The 18737-nt window shown below is 44.9% G+C and carries 18 protein-coding genes and 1 tRNA gene; 18 read left to right on the top strand and 1 reads right to left on the bottom strand.

What is annotated here, in order from left to right; all coding sequences use genetic code 11:
- The first annotated feature begins 9 nt into the window (after positions 1-9).
- The 7 genes from NFU07_RS15885 to NFU07_RS15855 all read left to right on the top strand — a co-directional run bounded on the left by NFU07_RS15885 (position 10) and on the right by NFU07_RS15855 (position 6528).
- A complete protein-coding gene (locus tag NFU07_RS15885; protein WP_251479860.1) occupies positions 10-1536 on the top strand; it encodes a tetratricopeptide repeat protein in 1527 nt (508 codons plus the stop codon).
- Positions 1537-1603: 67 nt separating this feature from the next.
- Positions 1604-2557 carry a thioredoxin-disulfide reductase gene (gene trxB / locus NFU07_RS15880; protein WP_251479857.1) on the top strand — a complete coding sequence of 318 codons (954 nt, stop codon included), beginning with the start codon at positions 1604-1606 and terminating at the stop codon, positions 2555-2557.
- Between the two features lie 317 nt (positions 2558-2874).
- Entirely contained in the window at positions 2875-3360 is a 486-nt protein-coding gene (locus tag NFU07_RS15875; RefSeq protein ID WP_235198690.1) for an NUDIX hydrolase, read from the top strand.
- Positions 3353-4234 (top strand): RNase adapter RapZ, encoded by an 882-nt coding sequence (gene rapZ / locus NFU07_RS15870; RefSeq protein ID WP_235198691.1) that lies wholly within the window; start codon positions 3353-3355, stop codon positions 4232-4234. The genes NFU07_RS15875 and rapZ overlap by 8 nt, the downstream gene beginning before the upstream one ends.
- A gap of 4 nt (positions 4235-4238) precedes the next feature.
- Complete coding sequence (locus NFU07_RS15865) at positions 4239-5234, top strand: gluconeogenesis factor YvcK family protein (RefSeq protein ID WP_251479854.1); 996 nt, start codon at positions 4239-4241, stop codon at positions 5232-5234.
- Between the two features lie 24 nt (positions 5235-5258).
- Positions 5259-6209, top strand: coding sequence for a DNA-binding protein WhiA (gene whiA / locus NFU07_RS15860; RefSeq protein ID WP_235198692.1), 951 nt, complete (start codon positions 5259-5261; stop codon positions 6207-6209).
- A gap of 61 nt (positions 6210-6270) precedes the next feature.
- Positions 6271-6528, top strand: coding sequence for an HPr family phosphocarrier protein (locus NFU07_RS15855; RefSeq protein WP_235198693.1), 258 nt, complete (start codon positions 6271-6273; stop codon positions 6526-6528).
- 51 nt (positions 6529-6579) lie between these two features.
- On the opposite strand, the gene clpP is transcribed toward NFU07_RS15855, so the two are convergent.
- Positions 6580-7179, bottom strand: coding sequence for an ATP-dependent Clp endopeptidase proteolytic subunit ClpP (gene clpP / locus NFU07_RS15850; RefSeq protein ID WP_235198694.1), 600 nt, complete (start codon positions 7177-7179; stop codon positions 6580-6582).
- A gap of 173 nt (positions 7180-7352) precedes the next feature.
- On the opposite strand from clpP, the gene NFU07_RS15845 reads away from it, so the two are divergent.
- The 11 genes from NFU07_RS15845 (at position 7353) to rnr (ending at position 18698) form a co-directional block, all read left to right on the top strand.
- Positions 7353-7424, top strand: a tRNA-Arg gene (locus NFU07_RS15845).
- Between the two features lie 196 nt (positions 7425-7620).
- Positions 7621-7851 (top strand): glutaredoxin family protein, encoded by a 231-nt coding sequence (locus NFU07_RS15840; RefSeq protein ID WP_235198695.1) that lies wholly within the window; start codon positions 7621-7623, stop codon positions 7849-7851.
- Between the two features lie 108 nt (positions 7852-7959).
- Positions 7960-9003, top strand: coding sequence for a sugar-binding transcriptional regulator (locus NFU07_RS15835; RefSeq protein ID WP_235198696.1), 1044 nt, complete (start codon positions 7960-7962; stop codon positions 9001-9003).
- Positions 9004-10008, top strand: a complete 1005-nt coding sequence (gap, locus tag NFU07_RS15830; RefSeq protein WP_235198697.1) for a type I glyceraldehyde-3-phosphate dehydrogenase — start codon at positions 9004-9006, stop codon at positions 10006-10008.
- 113 nt (positions 10009-10121) lie between these two features.
- Entirely contained in the window at positions 10122-11303 is a 1182-nt protein-coding gene (locus tag NFU07_RS15825; protein ID WP_251479963.1) for a phosphoglycerate kinase, read from the top strand.
- A gap of 50 nt (positions 11304-11353) precedes the next feature.
- Positions 11354-12115: a triose-phosphate isomerase gene (gene tpiA, locus NFU07_RS15820; RefSeq protein ID WP_251479851.1), complete on the top strand. Its 762-nt coding sequence runs from the start codon at positions 11354-11356 to the stop codon at positions 12113-12115.
- Positions 12108-13640, top strand: a complete 1533-nt coding sequence (gpmI, locus tag NFU07_RS15815; RefSeq protein ID WP_251479848.1) for a 2,3-bisphosphoglycerate-independent phosphoglycerate mutase — start codon at positions 12108-12110, stop codon at positions 13638-13640. Before tpiA ends, gpmI begins: the two co-directional genes overlap by 8 nt.
- 19 nt (positions 13641-13659) lie before the next feature.
- Positions 13660-14955, top strand: coding sequence for a phosphopyruvate hydratase (gene eno / locus NFU07_RS15810; RefSeq protein ID WP_235198700.1), 1296 nt, complete (start codon positions 13660-13662; stop codon positions 14953-14955).
- 99 nt (positions 14956-15054) lie between these two features.
- Entirely contained in the window at positions 15055-15282 is a 228-nt protein-coding gene (gene secG, locus NFU07_RS15805) for a preprotein translocase subunit SecG (protein ID WP_008429540.1), read from the top strand.
- A gap of 299 nt (positions 15283-15581) precedes the next feature.
- Entirely contained in the window at positions 15582-16328 is a 747-nt protein-coding gene (locus NFU07_RS15800) for an alpha/beta hydrolase (RefSeq protein WP_235198701.1), read from the top strand.
- 24 nt (positions 16329-16352) lie between these two features.
- Positions 16353-18698, top strand: coding sequence for a ribonuclease R (gene rnr, locus NFU07_RS15795; RefSeq protein ID WP_251479845.1), 2346 nt, complete (start codon positions 16353-16355; stop codon positions 18696-18698).
- The last annotated feature ends 39 nt before the right edge of the window (positions 18699-18737 follow it).

The following is an 18737-nucleotide window of genomic DNA, read 5'->3' as shown; positions in this document are numbered from 1 at the left end:
AGGCATATTTTGGAGAATAAAAAACAGCAAAACTATAAGAATGTCCTGTCGTTTATTCCAACAGGCGAATACTATTTTAAAAAAGGGCTAAAAGAGTTACAGAAAGAACATTATCCAAAAGCGCATAAATACTTGCAGCGGGCAACCGAATTAAGCCCTGAATCGGCAAGCATTTGGACACAATTCGGCATCGTCCTTATGGAAATGCAGGAATTTGAACAAGCGATGGAAGCGTTGCGGACAGCACATGATCTCGATCCGCTTCAAGCTGAAGTCTTCTTTTTCCTGGCAGAAGTCCATGCGCACATGGGCATGTTCATGGAAGCGCGAAATTATGCCAAGAAGTATACAGAAAGTATGCCTCAAGGCGAATACATCGCAGAGGCGCTCGAAATCATCGATTTTGCTGAACAGGAAGACTGGCAGCTTTTTGATGATGAAGGGGAAGCGCAAGACAGCGAAGATTTCTATCAACAGGAAAAAGCGCGGCGCCTCATGGAACAAGGGGATTTTGCGAAGGCGATCACGCTCCTTGAAAATCTGATTGAGGAAAAGCCGGATTTCTGGGGTGCCCATAACAACTTGGCTTTGGCTTATTTCTATATCGGCGAAACGGAAATGGCAAAAGCGTTATTGCATGATGTGTTAAGACGCAATACCGGCAATCTTCATGCTTTGTGCAATCTTGCGGTATTCCATTACTACGAGAAAAACGACGAACTTGAGGATGTCTTGGCGCTTTTGAAAAAGATCCAGCCTTATGTTTTTGAACATCGCTATAAACTGGGCGCCACTTTTGCGCTTGTCGGCAAATACAAAGAGGCTTATCGCTGGCTTAGAAGCCTTCAAAAGCGTGGATTTGATGGAGATCCGGCTTTTTATTTCTGGTTGTCGCATGCGGCTTACCATTCTGGCCACGAAGATATTGCGAGACAGGCATGGAAGCAATTGACGAAAATGGATCCCGGAAAAGATGGCTATGAACCATGGTACGAAAATGAGAAAATGCCCCATGAAGATGCACTGGAGCATAACCGCGATTATTTGATCGGCAAGCTTGACCATGAGCATCGGAGCGAACGATTATTCGGCTTGTTCCTGCTCGGGAAATCGTCCCATAAACAAGAAATCATTTCGCATCCGAAATGGCTGAAAGCGGAACAGCCGACAGTTCTTGAAACGTATTTGCTCGGCTACGCACTCGGCCATTCCTTTAACGAGTCGGTGCTTGAAGAAAAAGCGTTTTTGCGTGCGATGGAAGCGACTGAAATTCTATATGCAGAAGAAAATATGGTTACTGAGAAAGGCTCCTATGCTTTTCAAATGTGGTTCATGCTAGTGGAAAAAGCATTTGACCGTGGCTATGAATTCAAAAATCCGCGGGCGCTTGCAGCGGCAGTGGATTATATGGTCAAGTCATCGAGAGACCATTCCATTACGAAAAAAGGGATTGCCGCGCGTTTCGGTGTATCGGCCGCCACATTGACGAAGTACGTCAATCAATTGATCCATTATTTGCCGATTTTCGAGTCCTAGGCAAAAACCTTGCTGTAACAGAAAATATCTTATACGATTTACTTATTGAGACCGAGGAGGGCCTATTATGACTGAAACAACGAATATCTATGACGTGATTATTATCGGAGCCGGACCAGCAGGCATGACCGCTGCTGTTTACACTTCAAGAGCCAATCTTTCAACATTGATGCTTGAACGTGGAATTCCGGGCGGACAAATGGCCAACACAGAAGAAATCGAAAACTATCCAGGCTTTGATCATATCCTAGGGCCGGATCTTTCCAACAAAATGTTCGAACATGCGAAAAAATTTGGCGCAGAATATGCGTATGGTGATGTAAAAGAAATCATCGACGGCGAAGAATACAAAACGATCAAAGCGGGCTCGAAAGAATACAAAGCACGTGCGATCATCATCACAACCGGAGCCGAATACAAAAAAATGGGCATCCCTGGCGAAAACGAACTGGGCGGACGCGGAGTCAGCTATTGCGCAGTTTGTGACGGGGCGTTCTTTAAACAAAAAAATCTGGTCGTAGTGGGTGGAGGAGACTCTGCAGTTGAAGAAGGCGTCTACTTGACGCGCTTTGCTGACAAAGTGACAATTGTGCACCGCCGCGATGAACTAAGAGCCCAAAAGATCCTTCAAGACCGTGCATTTGCCAATGATAAAATTGATTTTATCTGGAGCCATACGGTGAAAGAGATCAATGATGAAAACGGCAAAGTCGGAAGTGTGACTTTGGTATCGACAAAAGACGGAGCAGAGCAGGAATTTAAAGCAGACGGCGTATTCATCTATATCGGTATGCTTCCATTGACTAAACCATTCGCTGAATTAGGCATTCTAAATGATGAAGGCTATATCGTGACGAATGAAAAAATGGAGACTTCCGTACCAGGAATCTACGCTGCAGGGGACGTACGCGAGAAAATGCTTCGCCAAGTGGTTACAGCAACTGGCGACGGAAGCATCGCTGCCCAAGCTGCTCAGCATTATATTGAAGAATTGCTTGAAAAAACGGGTATCAAAGCATAATTTAACGCGTTCTTAACGCCTTTGTAACATGGTTGACATGAAGAGGTGGTATAGTAAGGATAGTAAATTGACCCCCTTTTTATAAAGTAATTTGACAGGCCGTTTTCCGGAAATTCCGGGAGGCGGCCTCTTTTTGTTTGTCTTGCATGTATTAAATCCAAATCGGCGTTTCTACTTTTCTTTTATCTAGTTCCAGCGCCCAGCCTCTCGAGGTCGCTTCGGACTTACTGCAAATGAAATCTACTTTTCTTTCTTTGCATGACACGCCAGGATAGTTGTATAATGGAGAGAGTTTACAAAGATACGGAGTGTCGAATGTGCAGAGAATTGCGAATTTATTAGTGGTCCGTGATGGACAAGTACTGTTATTAAGAAAACCTCGGCGCAATTGGTATGTCGCTCCGGGCGGTAAAATGGAATCAGGCGAGTCGATTTACGAAGCAGGAATCCGGGAATTCACAGAAGAAACCGGGGCAAAACCTGTTGGAACTCATTTAAAAGGCGTTTACACCATGATGATTTATGAGAATGATCAAGTAGTCGATGAATGGATGCTTTATACATTCATCGCGAGAGATTTAGAAGGCCAGTTATTTGAAGAAACACGAGAAGGATTGCTTGAATGGCATCCGGTCGAGAGTTTGGCGTTTTTGCCGATGGCAGAAGGGGACCGCAGTAACCTGCTTTTTGCGGTAAACGAGCCAGGCATGCAATACGGAACTTTCCATTACACATCTGAGTTTGAATTGATCAAGGAAAGTTTACAAACATCGGTCGAAGAGGAGAATCCCCAAAATGGATAAACATGTAGACGAGACGGAGTTAATCATTATTACCGGCATGTCTGGAGCCGGCAAAACGGTCGCCATCCAAAGCTTTGAGGATCTCGGATTTTTCACGATTGATAATTTGCCGCCGGCGCTTTTGCTGACGTTCATTCAATTGATGAGAGATTCCGGAAAATCGATGAAGAGAGTCGCTGCTGTTATGGATCTTCGGGGAGGAGACTTTTTCGATAGCCTTGTAGATGCGATCGACAATATTTCAAAAGAGCCGAAAGTTTCGACGACCTTGCTGTTCCTGGATGCTGACAATCAAACGCTAGTGAGCCGCTACAAAGAGTCAAGACGTTCACATCCCTTATCTCCAGGCGGTTTAGTGCTCGGCGGGATCAAAAAAGAGCGCGATATGCTGATGGACCTTCAAGGAAGAGCCAAATACATCTACAATACTTCCACTATGACCCCACGGCAATTAAAAGAAAAAATTGTCGGCGATTTTGCTTCAACTTCAAGCAATGTCTTTACCGTTAACGTGATGTCATTTGGATTCAAACACGGCATGCCGATTGATGCCGATTTAGTGTTTGATATCCGTTTTCTGCCGAATCCCTATTATATAGAAGAATTAAAACCGTTATCGGGCTTGGATGCTCCAGTTTCTGATTATGTTCTTCAATGGACAGAAACGCAGACCTTGATCGAAAAGCTGACCGATCTGTTTGAATTCATGATTCCCCAGTACAAAAATGAAGGAAAAGCACAGCTGGTGATCGCTTTTGGCTGCACGGGCGGACAACATCGATCCGTTACGTTTGCCGAATATTACGGAAAACTGCTGGCAGAAGAAAACAAAACCATTATTACGCATCGCGATGTCAAAACAAGAAAGGGCTGAGTACATGACAGGTGCTTTACGCCGTAAGCGTGTTGTCATTATAGGTGGGGGCACGGGGCTTTCCACCTTGTTAAGAGGGTTAAAGAAATTCCCGCTCGATTTAACTGCCATCGTCACGGTAGCCGATGACGGTGGAAGCTCAGGGCGCTTGCGCAACGATTTGGACATTCCGCCGCCTGGCGACATCCGGAATGTTATGGCGGCTTTGTCTGACGCAGAACCGCTCGTTGCTGAAATGTTTCAGTACCGTTTTAAACAGTCACTTGACTTGGATGGGCATTCATTAGGAAATCTGATGCTTGCTGCATTAACTGAAATCACAGGAGATTTCTCCCATGCGGTGCGTGAAATGAGCCGGGTTCTGAATGTCAACGGAACCGTATTGCCGGCTGCCAACCAATTGGTCACGCTTCATGCTGAATTTGAAGATGGCACCATTGTCAGCGGAGAATCCAAAATTCCAGCTTATTTACAGCCCATTAAACGGGTTTTTTTAGAACCGAATGATGTGAAAACCTTGCCGGATACCATCGCAGCTATCAACAAAGCCGATGTGATCGTGGTCGGACCGGGTTCGCTGTATACAAGCATTTTGCCGAACCTGCTCGTGAAAGACATCAAGAAAGCCTTAATGGCATCAGAAGCGAAAAAAATCTATATTTGCAACTTGATGACGCAAGCGGGCGAAACCTACCACTATACAGCTTCAGACCATGTCCAAGCCTTGTATGACCATGTAGGAGAAGATTTTTTAGATGCTATCCTTGTCGGGAAAATCCAATTTCCGCCGTCGGTAGTGGAGCGCTATAAGAAAGAACGGGCTTGGCCAGTAGAATATGACGAAGAACATCTGCGGAAAATGGGGCTTGAAGTCTACAAAGAAGAAATCACGAACATCTTTGGAGAAGCCGTACGCCATGAACCGATGAAAGTTGCAGAATGGTTATTTGGATATGCCGGTGGCCTTGCTAAAGAAGATTCAAAGCATCTTTACTTTTAATGCTTTGAAGAGGGGGGACTAGGTTTGTCTTTTGCATCGGAAACAAAAAAAGAAATGACTCAAATAGAGGTCGATGATTGCTGTGGAAAAGCGGAATTATCCGCATTGATCCGGATGAATGGGACTTTGTCTTTTTCAAATCGGCAATTGAGCCTGGACATACAGACTGAAAACGCGGCTATCGCCCGCCGGATTTATACCTTGTTGAAAAGATTTTACAAAGTTTATCCGGTTGAATTGCTGGTCCGCAAAAAAATGCGTTTGAAAAAGAACAATGTTTACATTTGCCGCCTCCGCGAAGGAGCGAAAATGATTCTGGAAGATTTAGCGATCATCTCGGAAGGTTTCCAGTTCCATCATGATATTGACAAAAAATTAATTGAGAAGAATTGCTGCAAACGTTCTTATTTAAGAGGCGCTTTTTTAGCTGGAGGATCGGTCAACAACCCCGAAACTTCTTCTTATCATTTGGAAATCTACTCGTCTTATAAAGACCATGCTGATTCCTTGGTGGAGCTTATGAACGAATTCCATTTGAACAGCAAAACCATTGAGCGAAAAAAAGGCTTCATCACGTATTTGAAAGAAGCTGAAAAGATTGCAGATTTCCTCAGTCTGACCGGCGCACATTCAGCTTTGCTGAAATTCGAAGATGTCCGGATCATCCGTGATATGCGAAACAGCGTAAATCGCCTGGTCAACTGCGAAACAGCCAATCTGAACAAAACCATTGATGCTGCATTGCGGCAAGTTGAAAATATCCGTTTTATCGACAATATGATCGGCATCGACCAGCTGCCTGAACGGCTCCGGGAAATTGCGCGCTTGCGCGTTGAATACCAGGATGTTACCTTGAAAGAACTAGGGGAAATGGTATCGACCGGAAATGTCAGTAAATCGGGCGTTAATCATCGTCTGCGCAAAATCGATGAAATTGCTGAATCGCTGAGAAAAGGAGAAATGATCGGCCGGTAGCACCGTCCGTTCTTTCATATAATTTTTTAAAGAGTCTAGTCAGTTTTAGAGGAGGATCAGCATGGTTGAAAAACAAGTGGAAGTTCAATTGAAATCCGGTTTGCAAGCAAGACAAGCAGCTTTGTTTGTTCAGGAAGCAAATCGCTATAGTTCAGATGTGTATCTTGAAAAAGATGATAAAAAAGTAAATGCGAAAAGCATCATGGGCATCATGAGTTTAGCAATCAGCAAAGGCACAACAGTGAAAATTTCGGCTGATGGCAATGATGAGCAAAATGCAGTGGAGTCATTAGCAGGTCTAATTGAAAAAGAAGGATAATGAAAAAAGCTTGCAGCCGGTATCGGCTGCAAGCTTTTATTCGTTTAACGCTTATTTTTCTTCCAACATTTTGTTGCGCGTGATGATTTGGTCAACGAGGCCGTATTCAAGCGCGCGTTCAGCAGTCATGAAGTTATCGCGGTCCGTATCTTTTGAAATCACTTCGAGCGGCTGTCCAGTACGTTCAGCTAAAATTTGGTTTAATTTTTCGCGAAGGTGCAAGATGCGTTTTGCAGCGATTTCAATTTCTGTTGCTTGTCCTTGAGCACCGCCAAGTGGCTGGTGAATCATGACTTCAGCGTTCGGAAGCGCATAGCGTTTGCCTTTTGTTCCAGCTGCTAGCAAGAAAGCGCCCATTGAAGCCGCCATACCGATGCAGACTGTTTGAACATCCGGTTTGATAAATTGCATAACATCGTAGATTGCCATACCGGCAGTGATGCTTCCGCCTGGGCTATTGATGTAGATGGAAATATCTTTTTCTGGATCTTCCGCTTCAAGGAATAGAAGTTGAGCGACGATTGAGTTTGCAACGTTATCATCGATTCCGCTTCCCAACATGATGACGCGGTCTTTCAAAAGGCGAGAGTAAATGTCATATGCACGTTCGCCTCTGCTCGTTTGTTCAATTACTGTAGGAATTAAGTTCATAAGATAGTTCCTCCTCATAATAGATAGTATCTAGCTATGCTGAAAAATTCATTTCAGCTGTATTAATATCATACACATCTTGGTCAATGAAGGTCAAATCTAACGAATTGCAAAAATCAACTTGAAATGTTTTTTTGTTATGGTTATAATAGAAAAGTCGTTAACGACCATTTGCCCTCGTAGTGTAATGGATCACACGCAAGATTCCGGTTCTTGAAATGGGGGTTCGATTCCCTCCGAGGGTATCCGTTGCCGCTCGTCCCACTTATTATTGTGGGACGAGCGGCTTTTTCTATTTCCTGAATGAATGCAAGGGCTAGTCCAGCAGAGAATTTCGAGGAGCCTCAATAAAGATGTTCGCCAAACAAGTTACTTAATTATATTATGGGTGAATAGTATAATAGCTTCACTTGAGAATTTAAAATGAGAAGAGGGAAAGCGATGATTACTTTATACACCCGTCCAAATTGTGAACTATGCGAAGAAGCGAAATTGATGTTGGAGCTTGTCAAAGAAGACTTTCCGCTAGAGTACCAGGAAGTCGATATTGAAAGCGACGAACAGCTGCATGAAAAATATATGGTGATGATTCCGGTTCTTGAAAAAGAAGGCGAGCTCCTTATTTACGGAAGAATCGGCTACGTTGAACTATTGGAAGCGTTAGAATTTTAACGCTTCTTTTTATTTGCATTTTTTTAATGGGTTCGGTAGAATGTAACTAGTGGGACGGAAAAATATTGAGTGGGACGAAAATTGTCCAGCTTGAAATGGAGTGAATCAATGGATCCATTAACGGAAGCGAAGAAAAAGCTGATGCCGGAAATGACCGATCTCCTAAAAAAACGTTATCAAATTCTTCAAACCATCCAGATGGAAGAGCCGATTGGCAGGCGTACGCTAAGTGAACTTGCGGGAATGACAGAACGCGACATCCGGAAAGAAACGGATCTTTTGCGAAGCCAGCAATTAATAGAAGCGAAAACTGCCGGTATGGCGATATCGCCGCAAGGATTGGAAGTGCTGGAGGCATTAAAAGAATTCATGCGTGAAATGTCCGGCTTATCCAATATGGAAAAGCAGCTAAAAGTAATTTTAGGGATTTCACAAGTACTGATATTGCCCCAGGATAGCGACGATATTCCAGCAGTTAAAACAAAAATCGGCAAAGAGGCCGCAAGGCTATTAGAAATGAAGTTCCCACTTCATAAAAAAATTGCAGTGACTGGCGGCAGTACGATGGCTGCAATCTCAAAAGAGATATCTTCCGAAAAGCGGGATCGTTCGCTGCAATTCATTGCAGCACGAGGCGGCCTTGGGGAAGACGTACTTCATCAGGCAAATACCATCGCTTCTCTTTTTGCGGAGAAGACAGGCGGAGCGGTCAAAACGCTTTACTTGCCGGACCATCTCAGCGCAGAAGCTTATGAAATGATGATGCGTGAACCGGTCATCAAAGAAATGATGGAGTTGTATGATGAGACGGACGTCGTAGTGCATGGAATCGGCAATGCCGAGGAAATTGCGCTGCATCGCAAATCATCGCCGGAAGAAGTGGAAATGATCCGAAGCGGCGGAGCGGTCAGCGAAGCATTTGGCTATTACTTCGACAATGAAGGAAATGTTGTTTATCGCATCCGAACTGCGGGAATCCAAATGGAACAGGTCCAAAAAGCGAGAGCCATCTTGGCTGTTGCGGGAGGACGATCAAAAGCGAAAGCGATTCTTTCTTATTTCAACATTGCACCGAGACAAACCGTGCTTATAACGGATGAAGGTGCAGCACGGAAAATAATCGAATTAACTACAAAACAGGAGGAATTTTAAATGACTTTAAAATTAGCGATTAACGGATTTGGACGTATTGGACGTATTGTATTCCGCCAAGCATTGGCAAACGAAGAAGTGGAAGTTGTTGCAGTAAACGATTTAACAGATGCTAAAATGTTGGCACACTTGCTTAAATACGATTCAATCCACGGCACATTGGATGCAGAAATTTCATCTGAAGGCAACGACTTGATCGTAAACGGCAAGAAAATCCATGTTTACTCTGAAAAAGATCCAGCGAACTTGCCATGGGCAGAAAACAACATCGATATCGTCATTGAATCTACTGGATTCTTTACAAATGCTGACGATGCGAAAAAACACATCCAAGCAGGCGCTAAAAAAGTTATCGTTTCAGCTCCAGGCAAAAACATGAAGACGCTTGTAATGGGCGTTAACCATGAAAGCTACAACCCGCAGGAAGACGATGTGATTTCAAACGCTTCTTGTACAACAAACGGCTTAGCTGGAATTTCTAAAATCTTGAACGACAAATTCGGCATCAAAAAAGCGATGATGACAACAATCCACTCGTACACAAACGACCAGATCTTGTTGGATTCTCCGCATAAAGACTACCGCCGTGCACGTTCTGCAGCAGAATCGATGATTCCGACAACTACAGGCGCTGCAGTAGCCGTAACAAAAGTATTGCCAGAACTTGAAGGCAAATTAGACGGAATGGCAATCCGCGTTCCAACTCCAAACGTTTCATTGATCGACTTAGTGGCTGAGTTGGAAACAGACGTAACAGTAGAAGACGTAAACAACGCGTTAAAAGAAGCAATCGACAAAGACGAAAATGCTTTCTTGAGCTACAGCGAACTTCCACTAGTTTCACGCGACTACAACGGAGTAACAGCTTCGTCTACTGTCGACCTATTATCTACAATGGAACTTGGCGGCAACATGGTAAAAGTTCTTGCATGGTATGACAACGAATCAGGCTATTCTGCTCGATGCATCGACATCGCGTTGCACATGTACAAAACAGGGCTGTAATCCCAAAATCATAGCTTAATTTCCGATGAACCTCTATAATGAAAGAGGGTAAAAGGGGTGGGGATTTACCCCACCCCTTCTTTTTATTTAAACGAACGGGAGGTAATTTCATGTTGAAGAAGATGACCATGAAAGACGTGGACTTAAAGGGGAAACGTGTATTTTGCCGAGTAGATTTCAACGTACCAATGTCTGAAGGAAAAGTAACAGACGACACACGCATCCGTGCAGCATTGCCGACCATCGAATATTTGGTGGAGAACGGGGCGAAAGTGATACTGGCGAGCCATTTAGGCAGACCAAAAGGCCAAGTGAGCGAAGACTTGAGACTGGCTCCTGCCGGTGCAAGACTGGCCGAATTATTACATAAAGAAGTAAAGAGCCTCGATGAGTCAATTGGGGAAAAGGTTGAACAGGCAATAGCAGCTATGGAAGAAGGCGACATTGTCCTATTAGAAAATGTACGCTTCCATCCGGGAGAAGAAAAAAATGATCCGGAACTAGCGAAAGCTTTCGCTGGCTTAGCGGATGTCTTTGTAAATGATGCATTTGGAGCAGCGCACCGAGCACATGCGACAACTGCGGGCATTGCCGAGCATCTTCCAGCGGTATCCGGTTTGCTGTTAGAAAAGGAACTGGATGTGTTAGGGAAAGCATTGTCTGAACCTGACCGCCCATTCACTGCCATCATCGGCGGTGCAAAAGTAAAAGACAAAATCGGCGTTATCGACCACCTGCTGGACAAAGTCGATAATCTGATTATCGGCGGGGGCTTATCTTATACATTCATCAAAGCGCAAGGCTATGAAATCGGAACTTCTCTATTAGAAGAAGATAAAATCGATTTGGCACTTTCTTTCATTAAAAAAGCGGAAGAAAAAGGCGTGAAAATGTATCTTCCAGTTGATGTCGTGACGACAAAGGAATTTTCAAATGACGGCGAAACGAAAGTAGCGAGCATCAAAGAAATCCCAAGCGACTGGATGGGGCTGGACATCGGACCGGAAACAGTGGAACTCTACGCTGATGTGATCAAGAACTCGAAATTGGTCATCTGGAACGGACCTATGGGCGTTTTTGAGATGAGTTCTTTCGAAAACGGCACGAAATCAGTAGCGCAAGCGATGGCTGAAACAGATGCCTACACGATTATCGGCGGCGGTGATTCAGCAGCGGCAGTAGAGCAATTCCATGTAGCTGATAAAATGGACCATATTTCAACAGGCGGCGGTGCATCTCTTGAATTCATGGAAGGCAAGGATCTTCCAGGAGTCAGCGCACTGACGGACAAATAAACAATAAAATTAACAATGTTTAAGAAAACGGATAAGAGGAGTGGATTTCTTTGAGAAAACCGATTATTGCAGGTAACTGGAAAATGTACAAAACATTTTCAGAAGCTAAACAATTCATCGAAGAAGTAAAAGGATTGGCACCGGATGCGGATAAAGTCGATTCAATCATCTGTGCACCGTCCCTATTCCTTCAACCATTAGTACAGGCAACTGAAGGCAGTACGCTTCAAATCGGCGCGCAAACAATGCATGATGCAAAAGAAGGCGCATATACAGGTGAAGTGAGTCCGGTTCAATTGAAAGACATCGGCATCAATTATGTCATCCTTGGACATTCAGAACGCCGCCAGTATTTCAATGAAAGCGACGTTTCGGTCAATAAAAAAGTAAAAGCAGCATATGAACACGGCATTACGCCAATCATGTGCGTAGGTGAAACATTAGAGCAGCGTGAAAGCGGCGCAACAGCTTCTATCGTTGAAAACCAAGTAGCAGCTGGTGTTGCTGGATTGGCTGAAGAGCAAATCAATCAATTAGTCATTGCCTATGAGCCAATTTGGGCGATTGGAACTGGTAAAACAGCAACTGCAGAAGATGCGAATGAAGTTTGCGGCGTAATCCGTAAGAAAATTGCGGACCTTTACAGCCAAGAAGCTGCTGATCAAGTCCGTATCCAATACGGCGGCAGTGTAAAACCTGCGAATATTGAAGAATTGTTAGGCATGGAGCACATCGACGGCGCATTGGTCGGCGGTGCAAGTTTAGAGGCAGATTCTTTTGTCAAATTACTAGAGGCGGGATTGCATGCGTAATACAGAAAATCCAGTAGCGCTTATCATTTTAGATGGTTTCGGCTGCCGCCAAGAAACATTCGGCAATGCAGTCGCCCAAGCAAAAAAACCTAATTTTGATAAACTATGGGAAACTTATCCACATAATCTTTTAACGGCATCTGGTGAAGCTGTCGGCCTTCCAGATGGCCAAATGGGCAACTCGGAAGTCGGGCATTTGAATATTGGTGCAGGGCGCATCGTTTACCAAAACTTGACCCGCATCCATAAATCGATCCGCGACGGCGATTTCTATCAAAATCCTGCTTTTTTAGAAGCAGTAGCGAATGTGAAAGCGAAAGGCACAGCGCTTCACCTGATGGGCTTATTATCAGATGGCGGCGTCCATAGCCATTACGAGCATTTGTTTGCACTTTTGGAGCTGGCGAAACAGCAAGGATTGACGGAAGTCTACGTGCACGGTTTCTTAGACGGCCGCGACGTCGGTCCACAAACTGCACTCGGCTATATTGAAAAAACAGAAGAAAAGATGGCGGAAATCGGCATTGGCCGGTTTGCATCCATCAGCGGACGCTATTACGCGATGGACCGCGACAAACGTTGGGACCGTGCGGAAACAGCTTACCGCGTCTTGGTTGATGGTGTTGGCCTTACCGCATCATCAGCAACAGAAGGATTAGTCGAATCGTATGACCAAGGCGTCATGGACGAATTCGTTGTGCCATATGCAATCGTCGATGAAGGCGAACCGGTAGCAACCATCAAATCGGATGATTCGATCATCTTTTTCAACTTCCGTCCTGACCGGGCAATCCAGTTGACTTCCGCTTTGATTACGGAAGATTTCAATAGCTTCCCGTTAAGCGTCAATCAACCGAAGAACCTGACTTTTGTGTCTTTCACTTCATATAGTGATCTTCTGCCAACGCGCATCGCTTTTGAAACGATGAACTTGGAAAATACAATAGGTGAAGTGATTTCGGCAAATGGATTGACGCAGCTGCGCATTGCAGAAACAGAGAAATATCCGCATGTCACGTTCTTTATGAGCGGCGGCCGCGAAAATGTTTTCCCTGGCGAAGATCGCATTTTAGTCGATTCACCGAAAGTGGCGACTTATGACCTTCAGCCGGAAATGAGCGCTTACGAAGTGACTGAGAAATTGGTCGCTCAAATCGAAGCGGATGCACACGATGCCATCATCTTGAACTTTGCAAATCCCGATATGGTCGGCCATAGCGGAATGATCGAACCGACGATCAAAGCAATTGAAACAGTTGATGAATGTTTAGGCAAAATCATCGATGCTTTGCATGCAAAAGGCGGCTCGGCCATCATTACAGCGGACCACGGAAACGCGGACGAAGTCGTAACAGTAGAAGGCTTGCCAATGACGGCGCATACGACAAACCAAGTGCCGGTCATCGTAACGAAACCAGGTGCAGAATTGCGAAACGACGGCATCCTGGCTGATTTGGCGCCAACTGTATTAAAACTATTGAACATTGAACAACCGAAAGAAATGACAGGAAGACCATTATTCTAAACTAAGGGAGCTGTTTTAAATGCCAATCATTACTGACATTCTTGCACGCGAGGTACTAGATTCACGAGGAAACCCAACAATCGAAGTTGAAGTATTCACAGAAAGCGGCGCATTTGGCCGTGCAATCGTCCCATCTGGAGCATCTACAGGAGAGCACGAAGCTGTAGAACTTCGCGATGGCGATAAGAGCCGCTACCTTGGAAAAGGCGTGCTTAAAGCAGTAGAACACGTAAACAGCGAAATCGCTAACGAATTAGAAGGCAATTTTGACGTAATGGACCAAGTTTCAATCGATAAAGCGTTGATTGAATTGGATGGCACTGAAAACAAAGGCCGTCTTGGCGCAAACGCAATTCTGGGTGTTTCGATGGCTGTAGCTCATGCAGCTGCAGATTATCTTGACCTTCCGCTTTACCAGTACTTGGGCGGCTTCAACGCTAAACAATTGCCGGTTCCAATGATGAACATCTTGAATGGCGGCGAGCACGCGGATAATAACGTCGACATCCAAGAATTCATGGTTATGCCAGTAGGCGCTGAATCTTTCCGCCATGCTGTCCGCATGGGCGCTGAGATTTTCCATAACTTGAAGAGCGTGTTGAAAGAAAAAGGCTATAATACTTCTGTTGGAGACGAGGGCGGATTTGCTCCGAACTTAGGATCAAACGAAGAAGCGCTTCAAACAATTATGGAAGCGATCGAAAAAGCCGGCTACAAACCAGGCGAAGATGTCTTGCTTGCAATGGACGTTGCGTCTTCTGAAATCTACGATAAAGAAAAAGGCGTTTACAACTTGCCAGGCGATAACACAGTGAAAACTTCTGCTGAAATGGTTGACTGGTACGAAGAGCTTTCAAACAAATACCCGATCGTTTCAATTGAAGATGGATTGGATGAAAACGACTGGGAAGGCCACAAACTATTGACTGACCGCATCGGCGATCGCGTTCAATTAGTAGGAGACGACCTATTCGTAACAAACACGAAGAAATTAGCTCAAGGGATCGAACAAGGCGTCGGCAACTCGATCTTGATCAAAGTAAACCAAATCGGTACATTGACAGAAACATTCGATGCAATCGAAATGGCAAAACGTGCAGGCTACACTGCTGTAATCAGCCACCGTTCTGGTGAATCTGAAGACGTAACGATTGCGGATATCGCAGTAGCGACAAACGCTGGGCAAATCAAAACGGGTGCACCTTCCCGTACAGACCGCGTTGCGAAATACAACCAATTACTTCGCATCGAAGATCAGTTGAACGAAACTTCACAATATCTTGGTGTTAAAACTTTCTACAACTTGAAAAAATAAAGCTTAAATCATGACTTTTTAACGATGCTATTGTCATAGTTCTAAGTTTTTGGTAAACTTAGTCTTGTTGTGAAAGTTCTTTTCCAGGAGGTGGAATTTATGCATACGTTGTTAATGACGCTTCTTGTCATCGTATCGCTCGCATTAATCGTTGTCGTTTTATTGCAATCAGGAAAAAGTGCAGGTCTTTCGGGAGCCATCTCCGGTGGAGCAGAGCAACTTTTTGGCAAGCAAAAAGCACGTGGGCTGGACTTAGTCCTGCACCGGGTAACGATAGTGCTTGCTGCCTTATTCTTTATTCTGGCTATCGCCGTTACAAAAGTTTAATGTAGAGATTAAATCGCCTGACCAATACACTGGTTAGGCGTTTTCTTTTAGGGTGGAAAATTTTATTTTTTCTCTGATATTCCGCAAAACAGCTGCGCTTTCCTGCGGGCGAGCGCCAAGCCTCCTCGGACTGCGTCCTGTGGGGTCTCGGCTTTCTCGCTTTCCCGCTGGAGTCTTCGCTGTTTTGCTCCATATCTGGGTGTGTAAATAAAAATTCTAATCTTTTATATTGTTAGCAGACATTTGGAAGAATTATAGTTAAATTTTTAAGTTATATGTAAAATGAATGGAGGATTTTTATGCGGATTTCGCAGCCAAAACCATTTTTCTTTAAATCAGGGCCGAGAGCGGTCTTGTTGTTACACGGATTTACAGGGAATTCGGCGGATGTACGGATGCTCGGCCGTTTTCTGGAAAAGCATAATTACACATCCATCGCGCCTCATTACGCAGGGCATGGAGTTGAACCGGAAAAGTTGATTCCGACAGGACCGGAAGATTGGTGGAAAGATGTTGAAGCCGCTTATCATCAATTGCGTGATGAAGGCTATACCGAAATTGCAGTGGCTGGATTGTCGCTTGGCGGCGTATTCACATTGAAATTAGGGTATACATTCCCTGTGAAGGGTTTGGTGACGATGTGTGCACCGATGTATATGAAAACAACCGACTTGATGTATGAAGGCGTTGTAAAATATGCACAGGAGTACAAGAAATATGAAGGAAAAAGCGATGAACTTATCGAAGAAGAGATGGAAGAGTTCAAAAAGCATCCGATGGAATCTTTAGCTGATCTGCAGGCATTAATCGCGGATGTAAAAGACCATGTCGACCATGTCTATGCACCGCTATTTGTCGTCCAAGGCAGATTAGATGATGTCATCAATACGGATTCTGCCAATGTCATTTATGAAAACGCGGAATCCTTTGAGAAAAATATAAAGTGGTACGAGGAATCCGGGCATGTCATTACGCTCGATAAAGAAAAAGAACAATTGCACGAAGATATTTTAGCATTTCTCGAATCGCTCGATTGGAGTGTGTGAGAACGTCTAAAGGAGGAAATATACATGGGAAAAAATGAAACGTCGCTGGACCAGCGGTTATTGTCGTTTATGCGCGAAGACGCGTATAAGCCTTTGACTGTACAAGAAATAGAAGAGCAATTCGGCTTTGATGATGCCGATGAATTTAAAGAATTGGTGAAGACCCTAGTGAAACTGGAAGAAAAGGGGCTGCTTGTCCGTTCACGTGTAAATCGTTACGGCGTACCGGAACGCATGAATTTGATGCGCGGGAAGTTTATTGGACATCCGAGAGGCTTCGGCTTCGTAGCACCTGAAGAAGCGGGAATGGATGATGTATTTATTCCACCGACGGAAGTTAATGGCGCCATCAATGGCGATACGGTGCTGATCCGGATTTCTGAGAATTCTTCCGGCGACCGCCGTGAAGGGGCCATTATTCGGATCGTTGAACGCGGAACGACGAAAGTGGTCGGCACGTTCCAGGATAACCGCGGCTTCGGCTTTGTGGTATCCGATGATAAGAAAATGAATATGGATATCTTTATCGCAAAAGAGGATACATTGGGAGCTGTGGATGGCCATAAAGTCGTCGTGGAAATTACCGGCTGGCCGGAAGGCAGAAAGTCTGCGACCGGTATGGTGACACAGATTCTTGGACATAAGAACGACCCAGGCGTCGACATCTTGTCGATTATCCATAAATACGGCATTGAAACCGAATTTCCAGCGGATGTCTTGGAAATGGCGAATAATGTACCGGAAGAAATTGATCCATCTGATTTGAACGATCGCCGCGATTTGCGCAATGAGCAGATTGTGACGATTGACGGAGCGGATGCGAAAGACTTGGATGATGCGGTTCAAGTAGTGAAATTGGAAGACGGTACGTATAAACTCGGCGTCCATATTGCCGACGTCAGCCATTACGTAACGGAAGATTCACCGATTGACCGGGAAGCTTATGACCGCGCAACAAGCATTTATTTGACGGACCGCGTTATTCCGATGATTCCCCACCGTTTATCAAACGGAATCTGCTCGTTGAATCCGCAAGTGGACCGCCTGACTTTATCCTGTGAAATGATTTTCAATGATAAAGGGGAAGTTTTATCGCATGACATTTTCCAAAGTGTCATCAACACTTCTGCCCGTATGACGTATACGGATGTATATGAAATTTTGGAACAGGACAATCAGGAACTAAAAGAAAAATACGCAGATCTAGTGCCGATGTTCGAATTAATGAAGGAATTGGCAGCTGTTTTACGCGACCGCCGTATGCGCCGTGGAGCCATCGATTTCGATTTCAAGGAATCGAAAGTGTTAGTAGATGAAGATGGCTATCCTGTTGATGTGGTTGTCCGTGAACGCACGGTTTCTGAACGATTAATCGAAGAATTCATGTTGGCAGCGAACGAAACAGTCGCGGAGCATTTTCACCGCATGGAAGTTCCAGCCATCTACCGGATCCACGAAGATCCAAAACCTGAGAAACTGCAGCGCTTTTTCGAATTCGTGACGAATTTCGGGATTGTCGTCAAAGGTACCGGAAACCAGATTCATCCGAAAGCTTTACAGGAAATCATTGAATCGATTGAAGGCACACCGGAAGAACCGGTGATTTCGACGATGATGCTGCGTTCGATGCAGCAGGCGAAATACTCTTCTGAAAGCCTCGGGCATTTCGGCCTTTCAACCGAATTCTATACGCATTTCACGTCGCCGATCCGCCGTTATCCCGATTTGATCGTACACCGGTTGATCCGTACGTATTTGATCAATAAAGACTTGTCAAAAGCGACAATCATGCACTGGGAAGCGAATATGGACGAAATCGCTGAGCATACGTCCGAGCGTGAGCGCCGGGCAGTAGAAGCAGAACGCGATACCGATGCTTTGAAGAAATCGCAGTACATGGCAGATAAAATCGGCGAGGAATTTGATGGCATCATCAGTTCCGTTACGAATTTCGGTCTTTTCATCGAATTGCCGAATACGATCGAAGGATTGGTCCATGTTTCCAATATGACCGATGATTTTTATCGTTTTGACGATCGCCAAATGATGATGATCGGCGAACGCAGCAACCGCCAATTCCGCATCGGCGACGAGATTCGCATCAAAGTCATTGGCGTGAAGCCGGAAGAATCCGCGATCGACTTTGAAATCGTCGGCATGCCGGAAGTAAAGCGCCGCACACGCAAAGACGCACCGAAGGTTATCCGTGCGACCAAAAAAGAAGGCGCTGGGAAACCAGGGCGCGGAGGCAAGCCGGGCCGCGACGGAAAACGAGGCGAAGGCGGCGGACCGACTCGCAAACCGAAAAACAAAAAGAAAAAGTTCTATGAAGGCGTTGCACGAAACCAGAAAAACAAGAAGAAAAAATAAGGGAGCGGCTTAACTGCCGCTTTTAAAAAATCAGTCAGT

Origin of the sequence: Planococcus sp. NCCP-2050 (assembly GCF_023708025.1) — a bacterium.
In the GTDB taxonomy this organism is placed as follows: domain Bacteria; phylum Bacillota; class Bacilli; order Bacillales_A; family Planococcaceae; genus Planococcus.
Note: the sequence above shows the minus strand (reverse complement) of the source record. Positions and strands in the feature narration are given on the sequence as shown.